Raw genomic sequence first — 15,124 nt, 5'->3', positions numbered from 1 at the left:
ATTTGCTCAGCTAGTCCTGAGCCTTTCTTTCGGGTTCACTTACATGTTCAACAATTCTGTTATTATGTTATTTCGAAGCTATATCATCCTGGAAGCAAGTATTTAAATGACGCCAATTTTGCGGGAAACTCTCGTTGACCGCAATCCGGCGGTTCATACGTCGAGAATCCAGAGAACGTGTATTCCATAGCTTTTAGGTTCAAATTGATTCACTCTAAATATAATATCGTAATCATTACGGTTTGTAAATAGGAACAATTACGGTTGCACCTCAACCGAAGAATAGAAAAGTTTTACGATGCCAAAAAGGGGAAAGAGATGAGTAAGAAGCCTTATGAAAGGAGTGTCCTGCTATGGAAACAACTTTAGATGTAAGGGGAATGACATGCAGCCATTGTGAACGAGCGGTTGAAGGTGCCCTTCAGGAACTGGAAGGTGTAATAGGAGTAGAAGTAAATCTGGGCACAAATCGGGTGGATGTAACATATGATGAAGCCCAAGTGACGGTAAAAGATATGCAGAAAGCAGTAGAAGATCAAGGATATGAGATAGTCATGTAATAAACAGAAAACCGACTCCCGGTTTTCTGTTTTCTTATAAGAAGAAGGGAAAATTTTGATTGCGAAATGTCAGAATATAATTTATAGTAGTAATAGATGGATAGGGAACTATCATTTATTTTTTGGCAAATAATGAATGAGTATTCATTCAAAAATGATTGGGGGAAGAAAGATGAAGCGATCAATCAACCGAGCTGCAGTGATCGGCTCTGGTGTAATGGGATCTGGTATAGCTGCTCATTTAGCGAACGTAGGTATACCGGTGGTTATGCTTGACATTGTACCAAAAGAGCTTAATGGAGAAGAAAAGAGGAAAGGGCTGAGCCTGGAAGACATAGAGGTGAGGAACCGCCTGGCGTTACAAAGCAAGCAAGCCCTCCTTAAACAAAAACCTTCACCAATCACCAGTAAAAACACCCTGAAATTAATTGAAACCGGTAACATGGAGGATGATCTGGATAGGATCCATGAAGCTGACTGGATTATAGAAGTAGTGACAGAAAATCTCGAGATAAAGAAAAAAGTAATGGCGGCAGTGGAAGACAATCGGAAGGAAGGAGCAATTGTCAGTTCCAATACTTCAGGTATTTCCGTGGAAGCGATGGCGGAAGGAAGGACAGCAGAATTTCAACGTCATTTCATGGGAACCCATTTCTTCAACCCACCGCGCTATCTAAAGTTGCTGGAGGTAATCCCCACCACGAAGACCGATCCGGAAGTCCTCCAGTTCATGAAGGTCTTCGGCGAGAATGTACTGGGTAAAGGTGTAGTAGAGGCAAAGGACACCCCCAATTTTATTGCTAACAGGATTGGAACTTATGGGCTGCTTGTCACCGTCAAGGAGATGCTGGAATCGGGATATAGTGTAGGTGAGATAGATTCAGTTACGGGTCCGATGATCGGCCGGCCCAAAAGCGCTACATTCCGTACGTTGGATGTCGTGGGATTGGATACTTTCATCCATGTAGCAGCAAATGTTTACGATCAGGTAGAAGGGAAGGAAAAGGAAGTTTTCGATGTGCCTGATTTCATGAGGGAAATGCTGGAGAATGGATGGCTTGGGTCCAAAAGCGGCCAGGGTTTCTATCAAAAAAGAAGAGAAAACGGCGGCAGCGCTATTTACGAGCTCAACCCGCAGACGTTGCAGTATGAGGAAAGAAGAAAGTTGAAGACAGCAGCAACAGAAACAGCAAAGCAGCAAAAAGGCTCCCGAAAGAAATTGAAGGCGCTTGTAGAAGCAAAGGGGGATAAGGCTGGTGACTTGGTATGGTCCATATTGAAACCAGTACTTATTTATGCAGCCGATCTAGTTGGAGAAATTGCTGACGATATCGTTTCGATTGATCGGGCAATGAAATGGGGGTTCGGATGGGAAATGGGCCCGTTTGAAACCTGGGATGCCATTGGGGTGCAAGAAGCAGCGGCCCGGATGGAAAAGGAAGGAGATCGGGTGCCTGATCAAGTTCGGGATATGCTTGCAAGGAATGATGGTTCCTTCTATAAAACAGAAGGTGGAGGACTGTATTACTATCATAGAGGAAACTATCGGCAACAGGAAGAAAACCCAAGAGAGGTTGACTTGAAGGCTTTCAAAACTTCTCAGGGAGTAATACAGAAAAACACCGGTGCGAGTCTTATAGATATCGGGGATGGTATTGCCTGTCTAGAATTTCATTCTCAGAATAATGCAATCGGACTTGATATCATCCAAATGGTCAATACAGCATTGGAAGAAGTTGACAAGAACTATGACGGCCTAGTCATCGGCAATCAGGGGAAGAATTTCTGTGTCGGTGCAAACCTGGCTATGATGCTGATGGAAGCACAGGATGATAATTTCTTTGAATTGGAATTGGTAATACGGAAATTTCAGGAAATGACAATGAATATCAAATATTCAAATAAACCAGTAGTAGTTGCGCCATTTAATATGGCTTTGGGCGGCGGCGCGGAAGTGGCTCTGCCGGCAGCGGCAATTCAGGCTTCCATGGAAACTTATATGGGGCTTGTGGAAGTTGGTGTTGGCCTGATCCCAGGTGGCGGGGGTACAAAAGAGCTATATTTGAAAGAATTGCGTAATCTGCCGGCCGGAGTGGATTTCGACTTAGCGAAAGCAGCGAATGATGTATTCGAGAAAGTGGCAACTGCGAAGGTCTCTGAATCAGCAGCTCAAGCACGGGAAAATGGTTTCCTCGACAATAATGACAGAATCAGCACAAATCCGGATCATCTGTTGTTTGATGCTAAGAGAAGAGCTATATCATTAGCAGAAGCTGGCTACAGGGCTCCTGCGCCGGAAAAAGTGCCGGTAGTCGGGGACGCGGGTTATGCTGCGATGCTGCTTGGTGCCAAATCACTGGAATACAGCGGTTATGCCTCCTCGCATGATGTTAAAATTGCAGAAAAATTGGCGTACGTCCTTTCTGGAGGCAGAATCAGGGAGGGGTCGCTAGTCGATGAACAGCTGATCCTTGATCTGGAAAGGGAAGCATTTCTCAGCCTGATAGGAGAACCACTGACCCAGGCCCGTATGCAGCACATGCTGGTGAAAGGGAAGCCATTACGGAATTAAATCAAAGGGGGTAGGGAATGTGAAGGAAGCAGTAATCGTAGCGGGGGCGAGGACTCCTATAGGTAAAGCTAACAAGGGGTCATTGGCCGGAAGCCGGCCTGACGACCTGGCGGCATTGACGATAAAAGAAACATTAAGGCGGGCAGGGGGCTATGACGGAAATATTGATGATGTCATCATTGGCACCGCTATGCCGGAAGCGGAACAAGGTATGAATATGGCTCGTAATATTGCAGGTTTGGCCGGGCTGAAAAACGAGGTGCCGGGGATTACCATCAACCGCTATTGTTCTTCAGGCCTCCAGTCCATTGCATATGGAGCGGAGCGGATTATGGTTGGAGCAAGCGATACCATTATTGCAGGCGGAGCTGAATCGATGAGTTTGATTCCGATGGGAGGGCATGTCATTAAGCCGAATCCGACTTTGGTAGAGAAGGCTCCAGGTTATTATATGGGCATGGGTCATACGGCTGAAGAAGTGGCCAGCCGCTTTGATATATCCCGGGAAGAACAAGATGCTTTTGCTGTGCGAAGTCATGAACTAGCAGCCAAAGCTATCAGTGAAGGAAAACTTGATGAGGAAATTGTATCTGTTGAAGTAAAAGAAAATGTGGTGGGAAACAACAACAAAATTGAAGAGAGAACCAGATTGTTTGAGATGGATGAAGGGGTACGTCCGGGCACGACAAAAGAAGTTCTGGCAAACCTTCGGCCGGCATTCCATATAAATGGTACTGTAACTGCCGGGAACTCCTCGCAGATGAGTGACGGAGCTGGTACAGTCTTGCTGATGGAAAGGGAGAAAGCAAAATCGGAAGGGTTATCCCCATTAGTCAAGTTCCGCTCCTTCGCGGTAGCTGGTGTGGAACCAGAGATTATGGGGGTTGGTCCTATAGAAGCTATTCCAAAGGCTCTAAAAATTGCTGGGCTGACCGTAGCGGATGTGGGGCTGTTTGAGTTGAATGAGGCGTTTGCTTCCCAGTCCATTCGGGTCATACAGGCTTTGGATTTAGACATAGACAAGGTTAATGTAAATGGCGGGGCGATCGCTCTTGGCCATCCTCTTGGAATGACCGGCACCAAATTGACGCTTAGCCTGATCCAGGAGATGAGACGGCGGAACGAGCAGTTCGGAGTGGTTACTATGTGTATTGGCGGCGGTATGGGAGCTGCCGGTGTCTTTGAACTCATTTAATTAACACCGACTAATAGGAGAGGAAGATTTAAATGGGAGAAACGAAAGAAAGGCTTTTTAAGGGCGGGTCCTTCCTAGTGGATGACTTTAAAGGAGAAGACATCATCACACCGGAAGATTTTACGGAAGAGCATAAAATGATTGCCAAAACGACGGAGGATTTTGTAGAAGGAGAAGTAGTCCCCAAGATTGATAAGTTGGAAAACCACGAATTTGAGCATTCGGTCGAACTATTAAAAAAGGCAGGGGACCTTGGTCTTCTTGGTGCAGACGTTCCGGTGGAATACGGTGGGCTGGGACTTGATAAAATCAGTTCTTCATTGATTACAGAGAAATTCTCTAAAGCCGGGGGATTCTCCATAACACACGGTGGCCATGTCGGGATCGGTTCTCTGCCCATTGTATTTTTCGGAAATGAAGACCAGAAACACAAATATCTTCCCAAATTGGCTTCAGGTGAATTAATCGCTGCCTATGCTTTAACAGAGCCTAGTTCCGGATCGGATGCCTTGGGAGCTAAAACGACTGCCAAGCTTAATGAGCAGGGAACTCACTATATCCTGAATGGGGAGAAACAATGGATAACCAATTCTGCGTTTGCTGATGTCTTTATCGTTTACGCAAAGATAGATGGAGAGCACTTTTCAGCATTCATCGTAGAGAGAGGGTATCCAGGAGTATCCACCGGGGCGGAAGAAAAGAAAATGGGCATAAAAAGTTCCTCCACTCGGACCTTGATCCTTGAAGATGCGGAAGTGCCGGCGGAGAATCTGCTTGGAGAAAAGGGACGCGGACATGTGATTGCATTCAATATATTGAATGTAGGCCGGTATAAGCTTGCAATCGGCGGTGTGGGCGGAGCTAAACAAGCATTGGAAGTTGCCGTTAAATATGTCAACCAGCGTAAGCAATTCAACACTCCAATATCCAGCTTTTCATTGACACAGGAGAAGTTGGCTACGATTGCATCCGAAATATACGCCAATGAAAGTGCGGTGTACCGTACAGTAGGACTGTTCGAGCAGCGGATGGGATCGTTGTCTGATGAACAATTGAAAGATGGCCGGGAAATTGCCCGGGCAATTGCTGAATATCAGATTGAATGCTCGATGGGGAAATACATGGCTACAGAACTGCTCGATTCCGCAGTTGATGAAGCTGTTCAGATGCATGGCGGTTATGGATTTATGCAGGAGTACGAAGTAGAACGGATGTACCGTGATTCTCGAATCAATCGTATTTTTGAAGGAACGAATGAAATCAACCGTTTGTTAGTCCCTGGCACATTACTAAAGAAGGCAATGAAAGGGGAGCTGCCGCTGCTCCAAAAAGCACAAGAACTACAGGAAGAGTTGGTAATGATGATGCCGGAAGAAGCAGGGGAAGGGGCTCTGGAACAAGAAAAATATCTGCTTAAGAACGCTAAGAAGATGATACTTCTTGCCGCAGGAACAGCTGCTCAGAAGTATATGCAAAAGATTGAAGGCGAGCAGGAGCTGTTAGTGAATATAGCGGATATGACAGCAGAGGTATATAATATGGAATCGGCTATTCTGCGTACTGAAAAGGCAATGAATAAGACTGGTGAAGAGAAAAATAAACAAAAGCTGCTATATACTCAAGTATATGTCCAGGAAGCTTTCAATCGAATAGAAGCGGATGCCAAAGAAACATTGATTGCAGTCGAACAGGGGGATGCGCTCAGAATAATGCTTTCTTCCCTTAGGAAGCTTACTAGGCATACACCTGTCAATGTCATTGCCAAAAAACGGGAGATAGCTGCTGAGATAATAAATGGGGAAAAATATAGCGTGTAGCGTATAAGTGGAACCTCTCTGGCATACAGGGAGGTTCTTTCATGCAGGTGGAATGATCGGCCAAAAACATGATAATATATCAGTGAAAGAAAGGGGAGGGAAAATAATGACGTTGACTTTTTACTGGTACCCGAAATGCGGTACATGCCAAAAAGCGAAAAAGTGGATGGAAGAAAATGAGGTTGCCTATGAACCAGTACATATCGTCGAAGAGCCGCCTTCCAAACAGATGATTCTTGAACTGATTGATAAGAGCGGTCTTCCTGCGAAAAAATTTTTTAATACAAGCGGAAAGAAGTATCGAGAGCTCAACATAAAGGACAAAATAAAGGATGCCGGAACGGAGGAGATGGCTGAAATTCTAGCTTCCGACGGCATGCTGATCAAACGCCCGATCGTAACCGATGGCGAGCAGGTTACAGTGGGCTTTAAAGAAGATACATTTAGGGATGTCTGGCTGGAGCGGTAAACAATGGTAGCGAAAAAAAGAGTTAACTAGTATAGTGGTATTGGAATGAAAATTTGGAGGGATGAGAATGAGCTTACCACAGGACTTGCTGTATTCTAAAGAACATGAATGGGTAAAAAAAGAAGGAGATAATGTCCGGGTTGGTATCACCGACTTCGCTCAGGACGAGTTGGGGGATATTGTATTTGTCGAGTTGCCGGCACCGGGAGATGTGCTGAAAGTGGATGAACCATTTGGCAGTGTCGAGTCCGTCAAAACGGTATCCGAGCTATATGCTCCTATAAGCGGCAAAGTCGTTGAAGTCAATGAGGAACTTGAGGACAGTCCCGAATTTGTAAATGAATCTCCTTATGAAAAAGCATGGATGGTTGTGATTGAACCTTCCAGTACTACAGAACTTGATGATTTGTTATCGCCAGAACAGTACGCAGAAATTACCGAAGAGGACTGAATATCTGAAATTTGGGCTGACTAACACGCTGAACAGTGTATAGTCAGCCATGTTTTTATCATATATTAAAGTAAATAAGCTTCTTGCTTGATTTCATAAGGAGTGCTATGGGATGATTACGCATGAGACCGACAAGGTGATTATTGTTGAGGGTTTAACCGATAAACGGCAGATCCAAAAATTGATTACGGATGACGTGACCATTGTTTGTACGCATGGGACATTAGGTGTGGAGCGCTTTGATGAATTATTGGAAACATATGATTTGGACCACAAGGAGGTCATCATTTTAGTGGATGAAGATCCTTCCGGCGTGAAGCTGAGAAAGCAGTTGTCCAGGGAACTGCCACATGCAGAGCACATCTTTGTAAGCAGTGAGTACCGGGAAGTGGCCACCACACCAGAAAATATCCTTGCCTCTGCATTAGTAAGTAAACATATAGCGGTTAACCCGATTTTTTTAGTATAGGGTGAGGAGTTTGAAGCAATTTACCAAAGAAATATCAGAACAGGAAAATTTCCTTGTGTATATCTATACCCCTTTTTGTGGGACATGCCAGCTTGCACGTAGTATGCTGGAAAAGATTGAACAGGTGCATAAACAAGATATATTTTTCGAAATGAATGCTTCCCTGCATCCCGAATTCATGCAGGAAAAACAGATTGAAAGTGTGCCATGCCTGCTGGTCAAAGAAAAAGGTGAATATGTGGAAAAGGTATATACATTCCATTCCATTCCCAATATATACAGTTATTTAATGAAATATAAACCGCAACTCTTTCAAGAGCAATAAAGCGGTTGACACGGCATTGCATGCATGGTACTATTTTGGGTATTGGATTGCAATCAAATAAAATTTCAACTCTTATCTTGAGCGGTGGAGGGACTGGCCCAGTGAACCCGCGGCAACCTTCAAATATATTGATATTTGAAAGGTGCCAACTCCTGCAAAGTAAAACTTTGACAGATAAGAGAACTAGAAGGCATAAACTGGCGTCTTTCTGTTCTCTTACAGAAAGGCTTTTTTATGTTTTTTTATAAAAGTATGGATTGTACATACTACCAATAGTTCCAGAATGAAAGGGGGATTACCATGATTTCCATTGAGAATCTAAGTAAATATTTCAAAACGGATAAACAGGATATCACCGCAGTTGATGATTTGTCACTAACTATAAATGAAGGTGATATATTTGGTGTGATAGGCTACAGTGGTGCCGGTAAAAGCACCTTTGTCAGACTCTTGAACCGGCTGGAGGAACCTTCGGAGGGGAAGATCGTTATTGACGACAGAGAAATTACAACATTAAACAGTAAACAGTTGCGAGTTGCACGGCAAGATATCGGGATGATCTTCCAGCATTTCAACTTGCTTTGGTCACGGACGGTCAAAGACAATATCGCTTTTCCGCTGGAGATTGCGGGAGTTCCTAAAAAGGATCGTGAGACACGGGTAGAAGAGCTTATCGGTCTGGTCGGCCTGACGGGGAGAGAGAACGCATATCCTTCTCAATTAAGCGGTGGACAGAAACAACGGGTAGGAATCGCACGTGCGCTGGCCAACCAGCCGAAAGTTCTGCTTTGTGACGAAGCTACATCTGCTCTTGATCCAGAAACGACGAATGCTATCCTTGATCTACTGGTGGATATCAATAAGAAATTCGGGTTAACTATCATTCTTATTACCCATGAAATGCATGTAATCCGTAAAATTTGCAAACAGGTGGCTGTCATGGAAAAAGGGAAGGTTGTAGAACAAGGAGATGTACTCGAACTGTTTTCCAGGCCCGAAAAGCCAGTGACCAAAAAGTTTGTAGAGCAAGTAATGGGAAATCAACAGGAGGAAGACAGTATGGCACAGCTTCTGCAGAGATCTGAAGAAGGAAATATCATCCGCCTCCATTTTGTCGGAGAGACAACCAATCAGGCATTGATCAGCCAACTCGCAAAAAGGTTTGACGTCGACATTAATATTCTGCAAGGGAAAATTACCCAGACCCAGGGTGGGGCATACGGTACACTTTATGTACAAATCAACGGGGAAGAAGAGGAAATTCAAAAAGCTGTTTCCTTTGTTCTAGAGCAGACCTCGGTGGAAGTGGAGGTTATACGTGATGATGGCTGAACTTTTTCCTAATATCCAAATGGAGGATTTCTGGGTTGCCACCTATGAAACATTTTATATGACCATACTTGCACTTGCAGGGACTTGTATATTCGGCATCCTTCTCGGACTTATGTTGTATCTGACAATGAAGGACGGCATATGGCAGAATAAATATGCCAACTTTGCCGTTGCCTCCTTTGTCAATATTTTCCGTGCTATTCCCTTTATCATTCTTATTTTGCTGTTGTTCCCTTTTACCGATTTTCTGGTCGGCACCATACGGGGGCCGAATGCAGCACTGCCGGCATTGATCCTTGGATCTGCTCCATTTTATGGCCGGTTGGTAGAGATAGCCTTAAGGGAAGTGGATAAAGGGGTTGTGGAAGCGGCGAAATCCATGGGGGCAAAAACCAGTACCATCATTTTCAAGGTGTTGCTTCCTGAATCAATGCCTGCTCTTGTTTCCGGACTCACAGTGACTGCCATTGCCTTAATTGGCTATACAGCAATGGCAGGAGTTATAGGAGCTGGTGGTCTCGGTAACTATGCCTATTATTTTGGTTTCCAACGTAGGGATTTCGATGTCGTATTCCTTTGTACGGTAGTCATTGTATTGATTGTGTTCTTATTCCAATTCATCGGCGACTTCATTACCAGAAAACTGGATAAGCGGTAACCCTTGGTGTAAACTGAATATATGCAATTTAAATTTTCAAACTTAAAGGAGAGACAAAAATGAAGAAGTCTTTATTGTTCATATCAATTCTATCCATCCTGTTCTTAGCTGCCTGTGGCGGAGGAGAAACAGATGAGAACAATACATCTGACGGAGGAGAAGGTCAAACAGTTGAAATTACTGTAGGTGCCTCAAGCACCCCGCACGCTGAGATTTTAGAGCAGGCAAAGCCTTTGCTTGAAGAAGAAGGAATCATTCTTAACGTGGATGAATACCAGGACTATGTACTCCCGAATGATGATTTGGCGAGTGGAGAGCTGGATGCAAACTATTTTCAGCATATTCCTTTCTTGCAGCAAACTATTTCAGATACTGGATATGAATTAGAATCCATCGGAGGTATCCATATCGAGCCTATGGGTGTATATTCCAAAGGGATTGAAAGTATTGAAGATATCGAAGACGGAACAGAAGTTATTATGAGCAACTCCGTACCAGATCATGGACGTATTCTATCCCTGTTTGAGTCAGCAGGACTTATAACACTGAAGGAAGGGGTAGAGAAATCCGAGGCTACAATGGAAGATATTGAGGAGAACCCTATGAATCTCGAGTTTTCCCCGGACTATGCTGCCGAGTTTCTTCCCGAGCTGTATCATAACGAGGAGAATGCGTTGGTAGTCATTAATACTAACTATGCAATTGGCGCGGATTTGAATCCATTGGAAGATGCCCTGTTCATTGAAGGGAAAGATTCCGAATATGTGAATGTGGTGGCAGTTCGTTCGGAAGATGCGGATAATGAATCGTTGAATAAGCTAGTTGAGGTTTTGCGCTCGGAAGAGATTCAGAATTTCATCCTGGAAGAGTATGAAGGTGCCGTTGTTCCAGTGGATGGAGAATAGTAATTTTTCTGCAAGTTCCAAGGATTTGCTAGCATTCAATAGCTATTTCTAAAATGTGGCTGTCTGTTTCATCTGAACCGGTACTATGGAATGTATTTAAAACTCCAGCGGGCTATAGGGGTTTAAAGCGGCTTTGTAGGGGGAATTGTCCTTGTGTTAACATAATAATTGTTAAATAAACCGAAAGGATGATTCCCTATTAACAGCGGAATAAGTTTGAACTACACCTCGGAAATGGAAAAAGGCATGGAACAGTCCAATCGCATTTGCTTTGCAGAGTACGAGAGGAAGTTGGACAAACGGCTGGAAGTGGAAAGAAGAAGAGAAAAAGAATATCAAAAATCCAAGCAAATAACTGCTGAGTTTGCTCATAACCTATAAAATTGCCATGGAAATGAAAAGCCGGTATCCCATAAAGGGAGCCGGCTTTTAGAATGGCCTCGAGAACCGGCACAGCATGAAACAGAGCGTGGAACAATCTTATCCTAAAAAGTTGATAATACATTCGAAATGCTTTAAGATTGGAATGAGAATAGATTGAGAATGGATGCTACATTCATTTGAAATAATATTAGTTTTTGGAGGTATCAATATGGCTGGATCAGTTTTGGAAATCAAGAATCTTCATGTTTCTATTGAGGATAAAGAAATATTAAAAGGTGTAGACCTTACGATAAAAGGCGGGGAGTTCCATGCAGTAATGGGGCCGAACGGAACGGGGAAATCCACTTTGGCTTCAGCGATCATGGGGCATCCGAAGTATGAAATTACCGAAGGGTCCGTTACACTGGACGGTGAAGATGTGCTGGAAATGGAAGTAGATGAGCGTGCACGTGCAGGGCTTTTCCTCGGTATGCAGTACCCAAGTGAAATCAGCGGGGTAACCACCTCTGACTTCCTGCGCTCTTCTATTAATGCGCGCCGTGAAGAGGGCGATGAAATCCCATTGATGAAATTCATCAAGGAAATGGACGCAACATTGGACTACCTGGAAATAGATAAGAATATGGCACAGCGCTATCTCAATGAAGGGTTCTCCGGCGGGGAGAAAAAGCGTAACGAGATTCTTCAGCTGATGCTGTTGAAACCAGAAATTGCGATCCTTGATGAAATTGATTCAGGTCTAGATATCGATGCCCTGAAAGTAGTCTCCAAAGGAATCAACAAAATGCGCAATGAAAACTTCGGTACGCTGATTATTACCCACTATCAGCGCTTGTTAAACTATATTACTCCAGATTATGTCCATATCATGATGCAGGGACGTGTTGTTAAATCAGGCGGACCAGAACTTGCAAAACGCCTAGAAGAAGAAGGATATGACTGGGTTAAAGAAGAACTGGGCATTGAAGACGAAACAGTTGAGCAGAACGCGTAATTGTTAGGAGGGTTAATATGACTGTAGAAACAAAGCTGCCATTTGATAAAGATTATATAAACCAGTTTTCACAGGAAAGAAATGAGCCGGAATGGATGAAGGAATTGCGCTTTGAAGCTCTTGACCAGGCTGATTCATTGGAAATGCCCAAACCTGATAAGACGAATATCAGCAAATGGAATTTCTCCAATTTTAATCATGGATATCTAGAAGGGGAGGCCGTCACATCCCTCAATGAACTTCCGGAAGAGCTGCAGGTATACTTTGATGAGGATCAGGTGCCTGAGAATCTCCTAGTACAGCGTAACCATTCTATAGCCTATGCCTCCCTCAGTGAAGAGTTGAAGGAAAAAGGCGTAATTTTCACAGATATATTCACTGCTATGAAAGAACACAGCGACCTGGTGGAGAAATATTATATGAAAGATGCCGTAGCTGTCGACCAACATAAACTGACAGCTTTGCATACAGCCTTAATGAACGGGGGCATTTTCCTCTATGTACCTAAAAATGTTCAGATAGAGGAACCGATCCAGGCTGTATTCTGGCAGGAAGACCCGCAAACTTCCCTGTTTAACCATGTACTGGTTGTTGCGGAAGAGAGCAGTTCCGTAACGTATGTGGAAAATTATTTATCCCAGAATTCCGAACAGGAAACGGTTGCTAACATCGTGACCGAAGTGATTGCAAACGATAATGCCCGTGTGGCTTTTGGGGCAGTTGACAATTTAGCAGCCGGAACTACCACCTATGTGAACCGCAGGGGAGTTGCATACCGCGATGCCGTTATCGACTGGGCTTTAGGACAGATGAATGATGGAAACACGGTCTCTGAGAACATCACATATCTAGTTGGTGACAATTCCTCTTCTGAAGCTAAAGCAGTATCTGTCGGCCGCGGAAAACAGACCCAGAATTTCACATCCAGCATCGTGCAGCAAGGCAAGGATACCAATGGTTATATTTTACAACGCGGAGTCATGAGGGATAGAGCTTCTACTATTTTCAATGCTATCGGTAAAATTGAACATGGCGGTACAAGAGGTAATTCTGAACAGGAATCCCGGGTACTGATGTTAAGTGAAAGGGCGCGTGGAGATGCCAATCCTATTCTCCTCATTGATGAGGACGATGTTACTGCGGGGCATGCCGCATCCGTCGGCCGTGTGGATCCAATCCAGATGTATTACTTGATGAGCCGCGGAATCACCAAAGAGGAAGCAGAGCGCTTGGTTATCCACGGTTTCTTGGCTCCGGTAGTTACACAGCTTCCAGTTGAATCTGTAAAAAATCAGCTGACACAGGTTATTGAAAGGAAAGTTTACTGATGGATATTAAGGCGATCCGTGAACAGTTCCCGATTCTTGACCAGGAAGTGAATGGAAACCCGCTAGTATATCTTGATTCTTCTGCAACTTCTCAAAAACCGAGGTCTGTAATCGAAGCTGTCAATGAGTATTATAGGCAGGATAATTCGAATGTGCACCGCGGCGTTCATACACTGGGTACTAGAGCAACAGAGAAATATGAGGGTGCACGGGAGAAAGTGCGGAAATTTATCAATGCGGAAAGTACCGCGGAAGTGATATTTACCCGTGGAACAACGACAGCAATCAATACGGTAGCTTACAGTTATGCAAGGGCCAATTTAACAGCTGGTGATGAGATTGTCATCACCCCGATGGAGCATCACAGCAATATCATACCTTGGCAGCAGGCGGCTAAAGCTACTGGGGCTGCATTAAAATATATTCCCTTACAAGATGATGGGACGATTGCATTGGAAGATGTACGAGACACAATTACAAGCAAGACGAAGGTAGTGGCGATCACGCATGTCTCCAATGTACTTGGTACAGTCAATCCGATTAATGAGATAGCTTCCATTGCACATGATAATGGAGCGGTTCTGCTTGTTGACGGAGCACAGGGGGCACCTCATATAGAAGTGGATGTCCAAGATATTGACTGTGATTTCTATTGTTTCTCCGGCCACAAAATGTGCGGGCCAACCGGTATTGGCGTGCTTTATGGAAAACGCCGGCTGCTTGAAGATATGGAGCCTGTTGAATTCGGCGGGGAAATGATCGACTTTGTAAACCTCTATGATTCCACTTGGAAGGAGCTTCCTTGGAAATTTGAAGGAGGTACTCCGATTATAGCCGGTGCTGTAGGCTTGGCAGCTGCAATTGATTTTCTAAATGACGTCGGTATGGACGCCATTACAGACCATGAACAGAAACTTGCCGATTATGCTATGGAGCAAATGCGCACCATTGACGGCATGGAGGTATACGGGCCAGAAAGGCGTGCAGCGCTTGTTACCTTTAATTTGGATGATGTCCACCCACATGATGCAGCAACTGCCCTTGATGCAGAAGGCATCGCTGTACGGGCAGGTCATCACTGTGCACAACCATTGATGAGGTGGTTGGACGTTTCCGCAACTGCACGAGCCAGCTTTTATTTGTATAATACGAATGAAGATGTTGACCGTTTGGTTGATGGACTTTTAAAAACAAAGGAGTATTTTGGTAATGTCTTTAAATAACCTTGATACACTATACAGACAGGTCATCATGGATCATTATAAGAATCCGCGCAACCGCGGTTCCATTGAAGGCGATGTACTGACAGTGGATATGAATAACCCGACTTGCGGGGACCGTATCCAACTTCAGCTTCAGCTGGAAGATGGATTGGTAAAGGATGCTAAATTCGAAGGGGAAGGCTGTTCTATCAGTATGTCTTCCGCCTCAATGATGACCCAGGCAGTCAAAGGGAAATCCGCCGAGGAAGCATTGAAGATGTCCGAAGACTTCTCGAAGATGATGCTCGGCGAAGATATAGAGATTGAAGATGATGATTTTGGTGAGGTCGCTGCACTTCAGGGGGTATCCCAATTCCCAGCACGGATTAAATGTGCTACCTTGGCGTGGAAAGCGATGGAAAAAGGTGTTAAGGAAGACTAGAGGCAAAAGAGGTTAAGCTTT

General features: G+C 44.3%; 16 protein-coding genes and 1 riboswitch. All 16 genes read left to right on the top strand.

What is annotated here, in order from left to right; genetic code table 11:
• Positions 1 to 353: 353 nt before the first annotated feature.
• The 16 genes from copZ (at position 354) to sufU (ending at position 15,103) form a co-directional block, all read left to right on the top strand.
• Complete coding sequence (gene copZ, locus ACFODW_RS02250; RefSeq protein ID WP_390302316.1) at positions 354 to 560, top strand: copper chaperone CopZ; 207 nt, start codon at positions 354 to 356, stop codon at positions 558 to 560.
• A gap of 172 nt (positions 561 to 732) precedes the next feature.
• Positions 733 to 3,132: a 3-hydroxyacyl-CoA dehydrogenase/enoyl-CoA hydratase family protein gene (locus tag ACFODW_RS02245; RefSeq protein WP_390302313.1), complete on the top strand. Its 2,400-nt coding sequence runs from the start codon at positions 733 to 735 to the stop codon at positions 3,130 to 3,132.
• Between the two features lie 19 nt (positions 3,133 to 3,151).
• Positions 3,152 to 4,327 carry an acetyl-CoA C-acetyltransferase gene (locus ACFODW_RS02240; RefSeq protein ID WP_390302310.1) on the top strand — a complete coding sequence of 392 codons (1,176 nt, stop codon included), beginning with the start codon at positions 3,152 to 3,154 and terminating at the stop codon, positions 4,325 to 4,327.
• Positions 4,328 to 4,359: 32 nt separating this feature from the next.
• Positions 4,360 to 6,144, top strand: a complete 1,785-nt coding sequence (locus ACFODW_RS02235) for an acyl-CoA dehydrogenase family protein (RefSeq protein ID WP_390302307.1) — start codon at positions 4,360 to 4,362, stop codon at positions 6,142 to 6,144.
• Positions 6,145 to 6,250: 106 nt separating this feature from the next.
• A complete protein-coding gene (locus tag ACFODW_RS02230; protein ID WP_390302304.1) occupies positions 6,251 to 6,613 on the top strand; it encodes an arsenate reductase family protein in 363 nt (120 codons plus the stop codon).
• Positions 6,614 to 6,680: 67 nt separating this feature from the next.
• Complete coding sequence (gcvH, locus tag ACFODW_RS02225; protein ID WP_390302302.1) at positions 6,681 to 7,064, top strand: glycine cleavage system protein GcvH; 384 nt, start codon at positions 6,681 to 6,683, stop codon at positions 7,062 to 7,064.
• Between the two features lie 112 nt (positions 7,065 to 7,176).
• A complete protein-coding gene (locus tag ACFODW_RS02220) occupies positions 7,177 to 7,533 on the top strand; it encodes a toprim domain-containing protein (protein ID WP_390302299.1) in 357 nt (118 codons plus the stop codon).
• A 10-nt stretch (positions 7,534 to 7,543) separates the two neighbouring features.
• The gene (locus tag ACFODW_RS02215) at positions 7,544 to 7,858 is read left to right on the top strand and encodes a thioredoxin family protein (RefSeq protein ID WP_390302296.1); all 315 of its coding nucleotides are present in this window, start codon (positions 7,544 to 7,546) and stop codon (positions 7,856 to 7,858) included.
• A 69-nt stretch (positions 7,859 to 7,927) separates the two neighbouring features.
• Positions 7,928 to 8,039: riboswitch (SAM riboswitch) on the top strand.
• 119 nt (positions 8,040 to 8,158) lie between these two features.
• Positions 8,159 to 9,190, top strand: a complete 1,032-nt coding sequence (locus ACFODW_RS02210) for a methionine ABC transporter ATP-binding protein (RefSeq protein WP_390302293.1) — start codon at positions 8,159 to 8,161, stop codon at positions 9,188 to 9,190.
• The gene (locus tag ACFODW_RS02205) at positions 9,180 to 9,848 is read left to right on the top strand and encodes a methionine ABC transporter permease (protein WP_390302290.1); all 669 of its coding nucleotides are present in this window, start codon (positions 9,180 to 9,182) and stop codon (positions 9,846 to 9,848) included. Before ACFODW_RS02210 ends, ACFODW_RS02205 begins: the two co-directional genes overlap by 11 nt.
• A 59-nt stretch (positions 9,849 to 9,907) precedes the next feature.
• Positions 9,908 to 10,753 (top strand): MetQ/NlpA family ABC transporter substrate-binding protein, encoded by an 846-nt coding sequence (locus tag ACFODW_RS02200; RefSeq protein ID WP_390302286.1) that lies wholly within the window; start codon positions 9,908 to 9,910, stop codon positions 10,751 to 10,753.
• 216 nt (positions 10,754 to 10,969) lie between these two features.
• Entirely contained in the window at positions 10,970 to 11,134 is a 165-nt protein-coding gene (locus tag ACFODW_RS02195) for a hypothetical protein (protein ID WP_390302283.1), read from the top strand.
• Positions 11,135 to 11,345: 211 nt separating this feature from the next.
• On the top strand, positions 11,346 to 12,131 hold the full coding sequence (sufC, locus tag ACFODW_RS02190; RefSeq protein WP_390302280.1) for a Fe-S cluster assembly ATPase SufC: 786 nt from the start codon (positions 11,346 to 11,348) through the stop codon (positions 12,129 to 12,131).
• Between the two features lie 17 nt (positions 12,132 to 12,148).
• Positions 12,149 to 13,459, top strand: a complete 1,311-nt coding sequence (gene sufD, locus ACFODW_RS02185) for a Fe-S cluster assembly protein SufD (RefSeq protein ID WP_390302277.1) — start codon at positions 12,149 to 12,151, stop codon at positions 13,457 to 13,459.
• Positions 13,459 to 14,682, top strand: a complete 1,224-nt coding sequence (locus ACFODW_RS02180) for a cysteine desulfurase (protein WP_390302271.1) — start codon at positions 13,459 to 13,461, stop codon at positions 14,680 to 14,682. Before sufD ends, ACFODW_RS02180 begins: the two co-directional genes overlap by 1 nt.
• Positions 14,669 to 15,103 (top strand): Fe-S cluster assembly sulfur transfer protein SufU, encoded by a 435-nt coding sequence (sufU, locus tag ACFODW_RS02175; protein ID WP_390302268.1) that lies wholly within the window; start codon positions 14,669 to 14,671, stop codon positions 15,101 to 15,103. The genes ACFODW_RS02180 and sufU overlap by 14 nt, the downstream gene beginning before the upstream one ends.
• Positions 15,104 to 15,124 lie beyond the last annotated feature (21 nt).

This window comes from Virgibacillus sediminis (assembly GCF_042643265.1).
Taxonomy (GTDB): domain Bacteria; phylum Bacillota; class Bacilli; order Bacillales; family Amphibacillaceae; genus Virgibacillus_O; species Virgibacillus_O sediminis.
The sequence above is the reverse complement of the archived record's forward strand: the minus strand, read 5'-3'. Positions and strand labels throughout refer to the sequence as shown.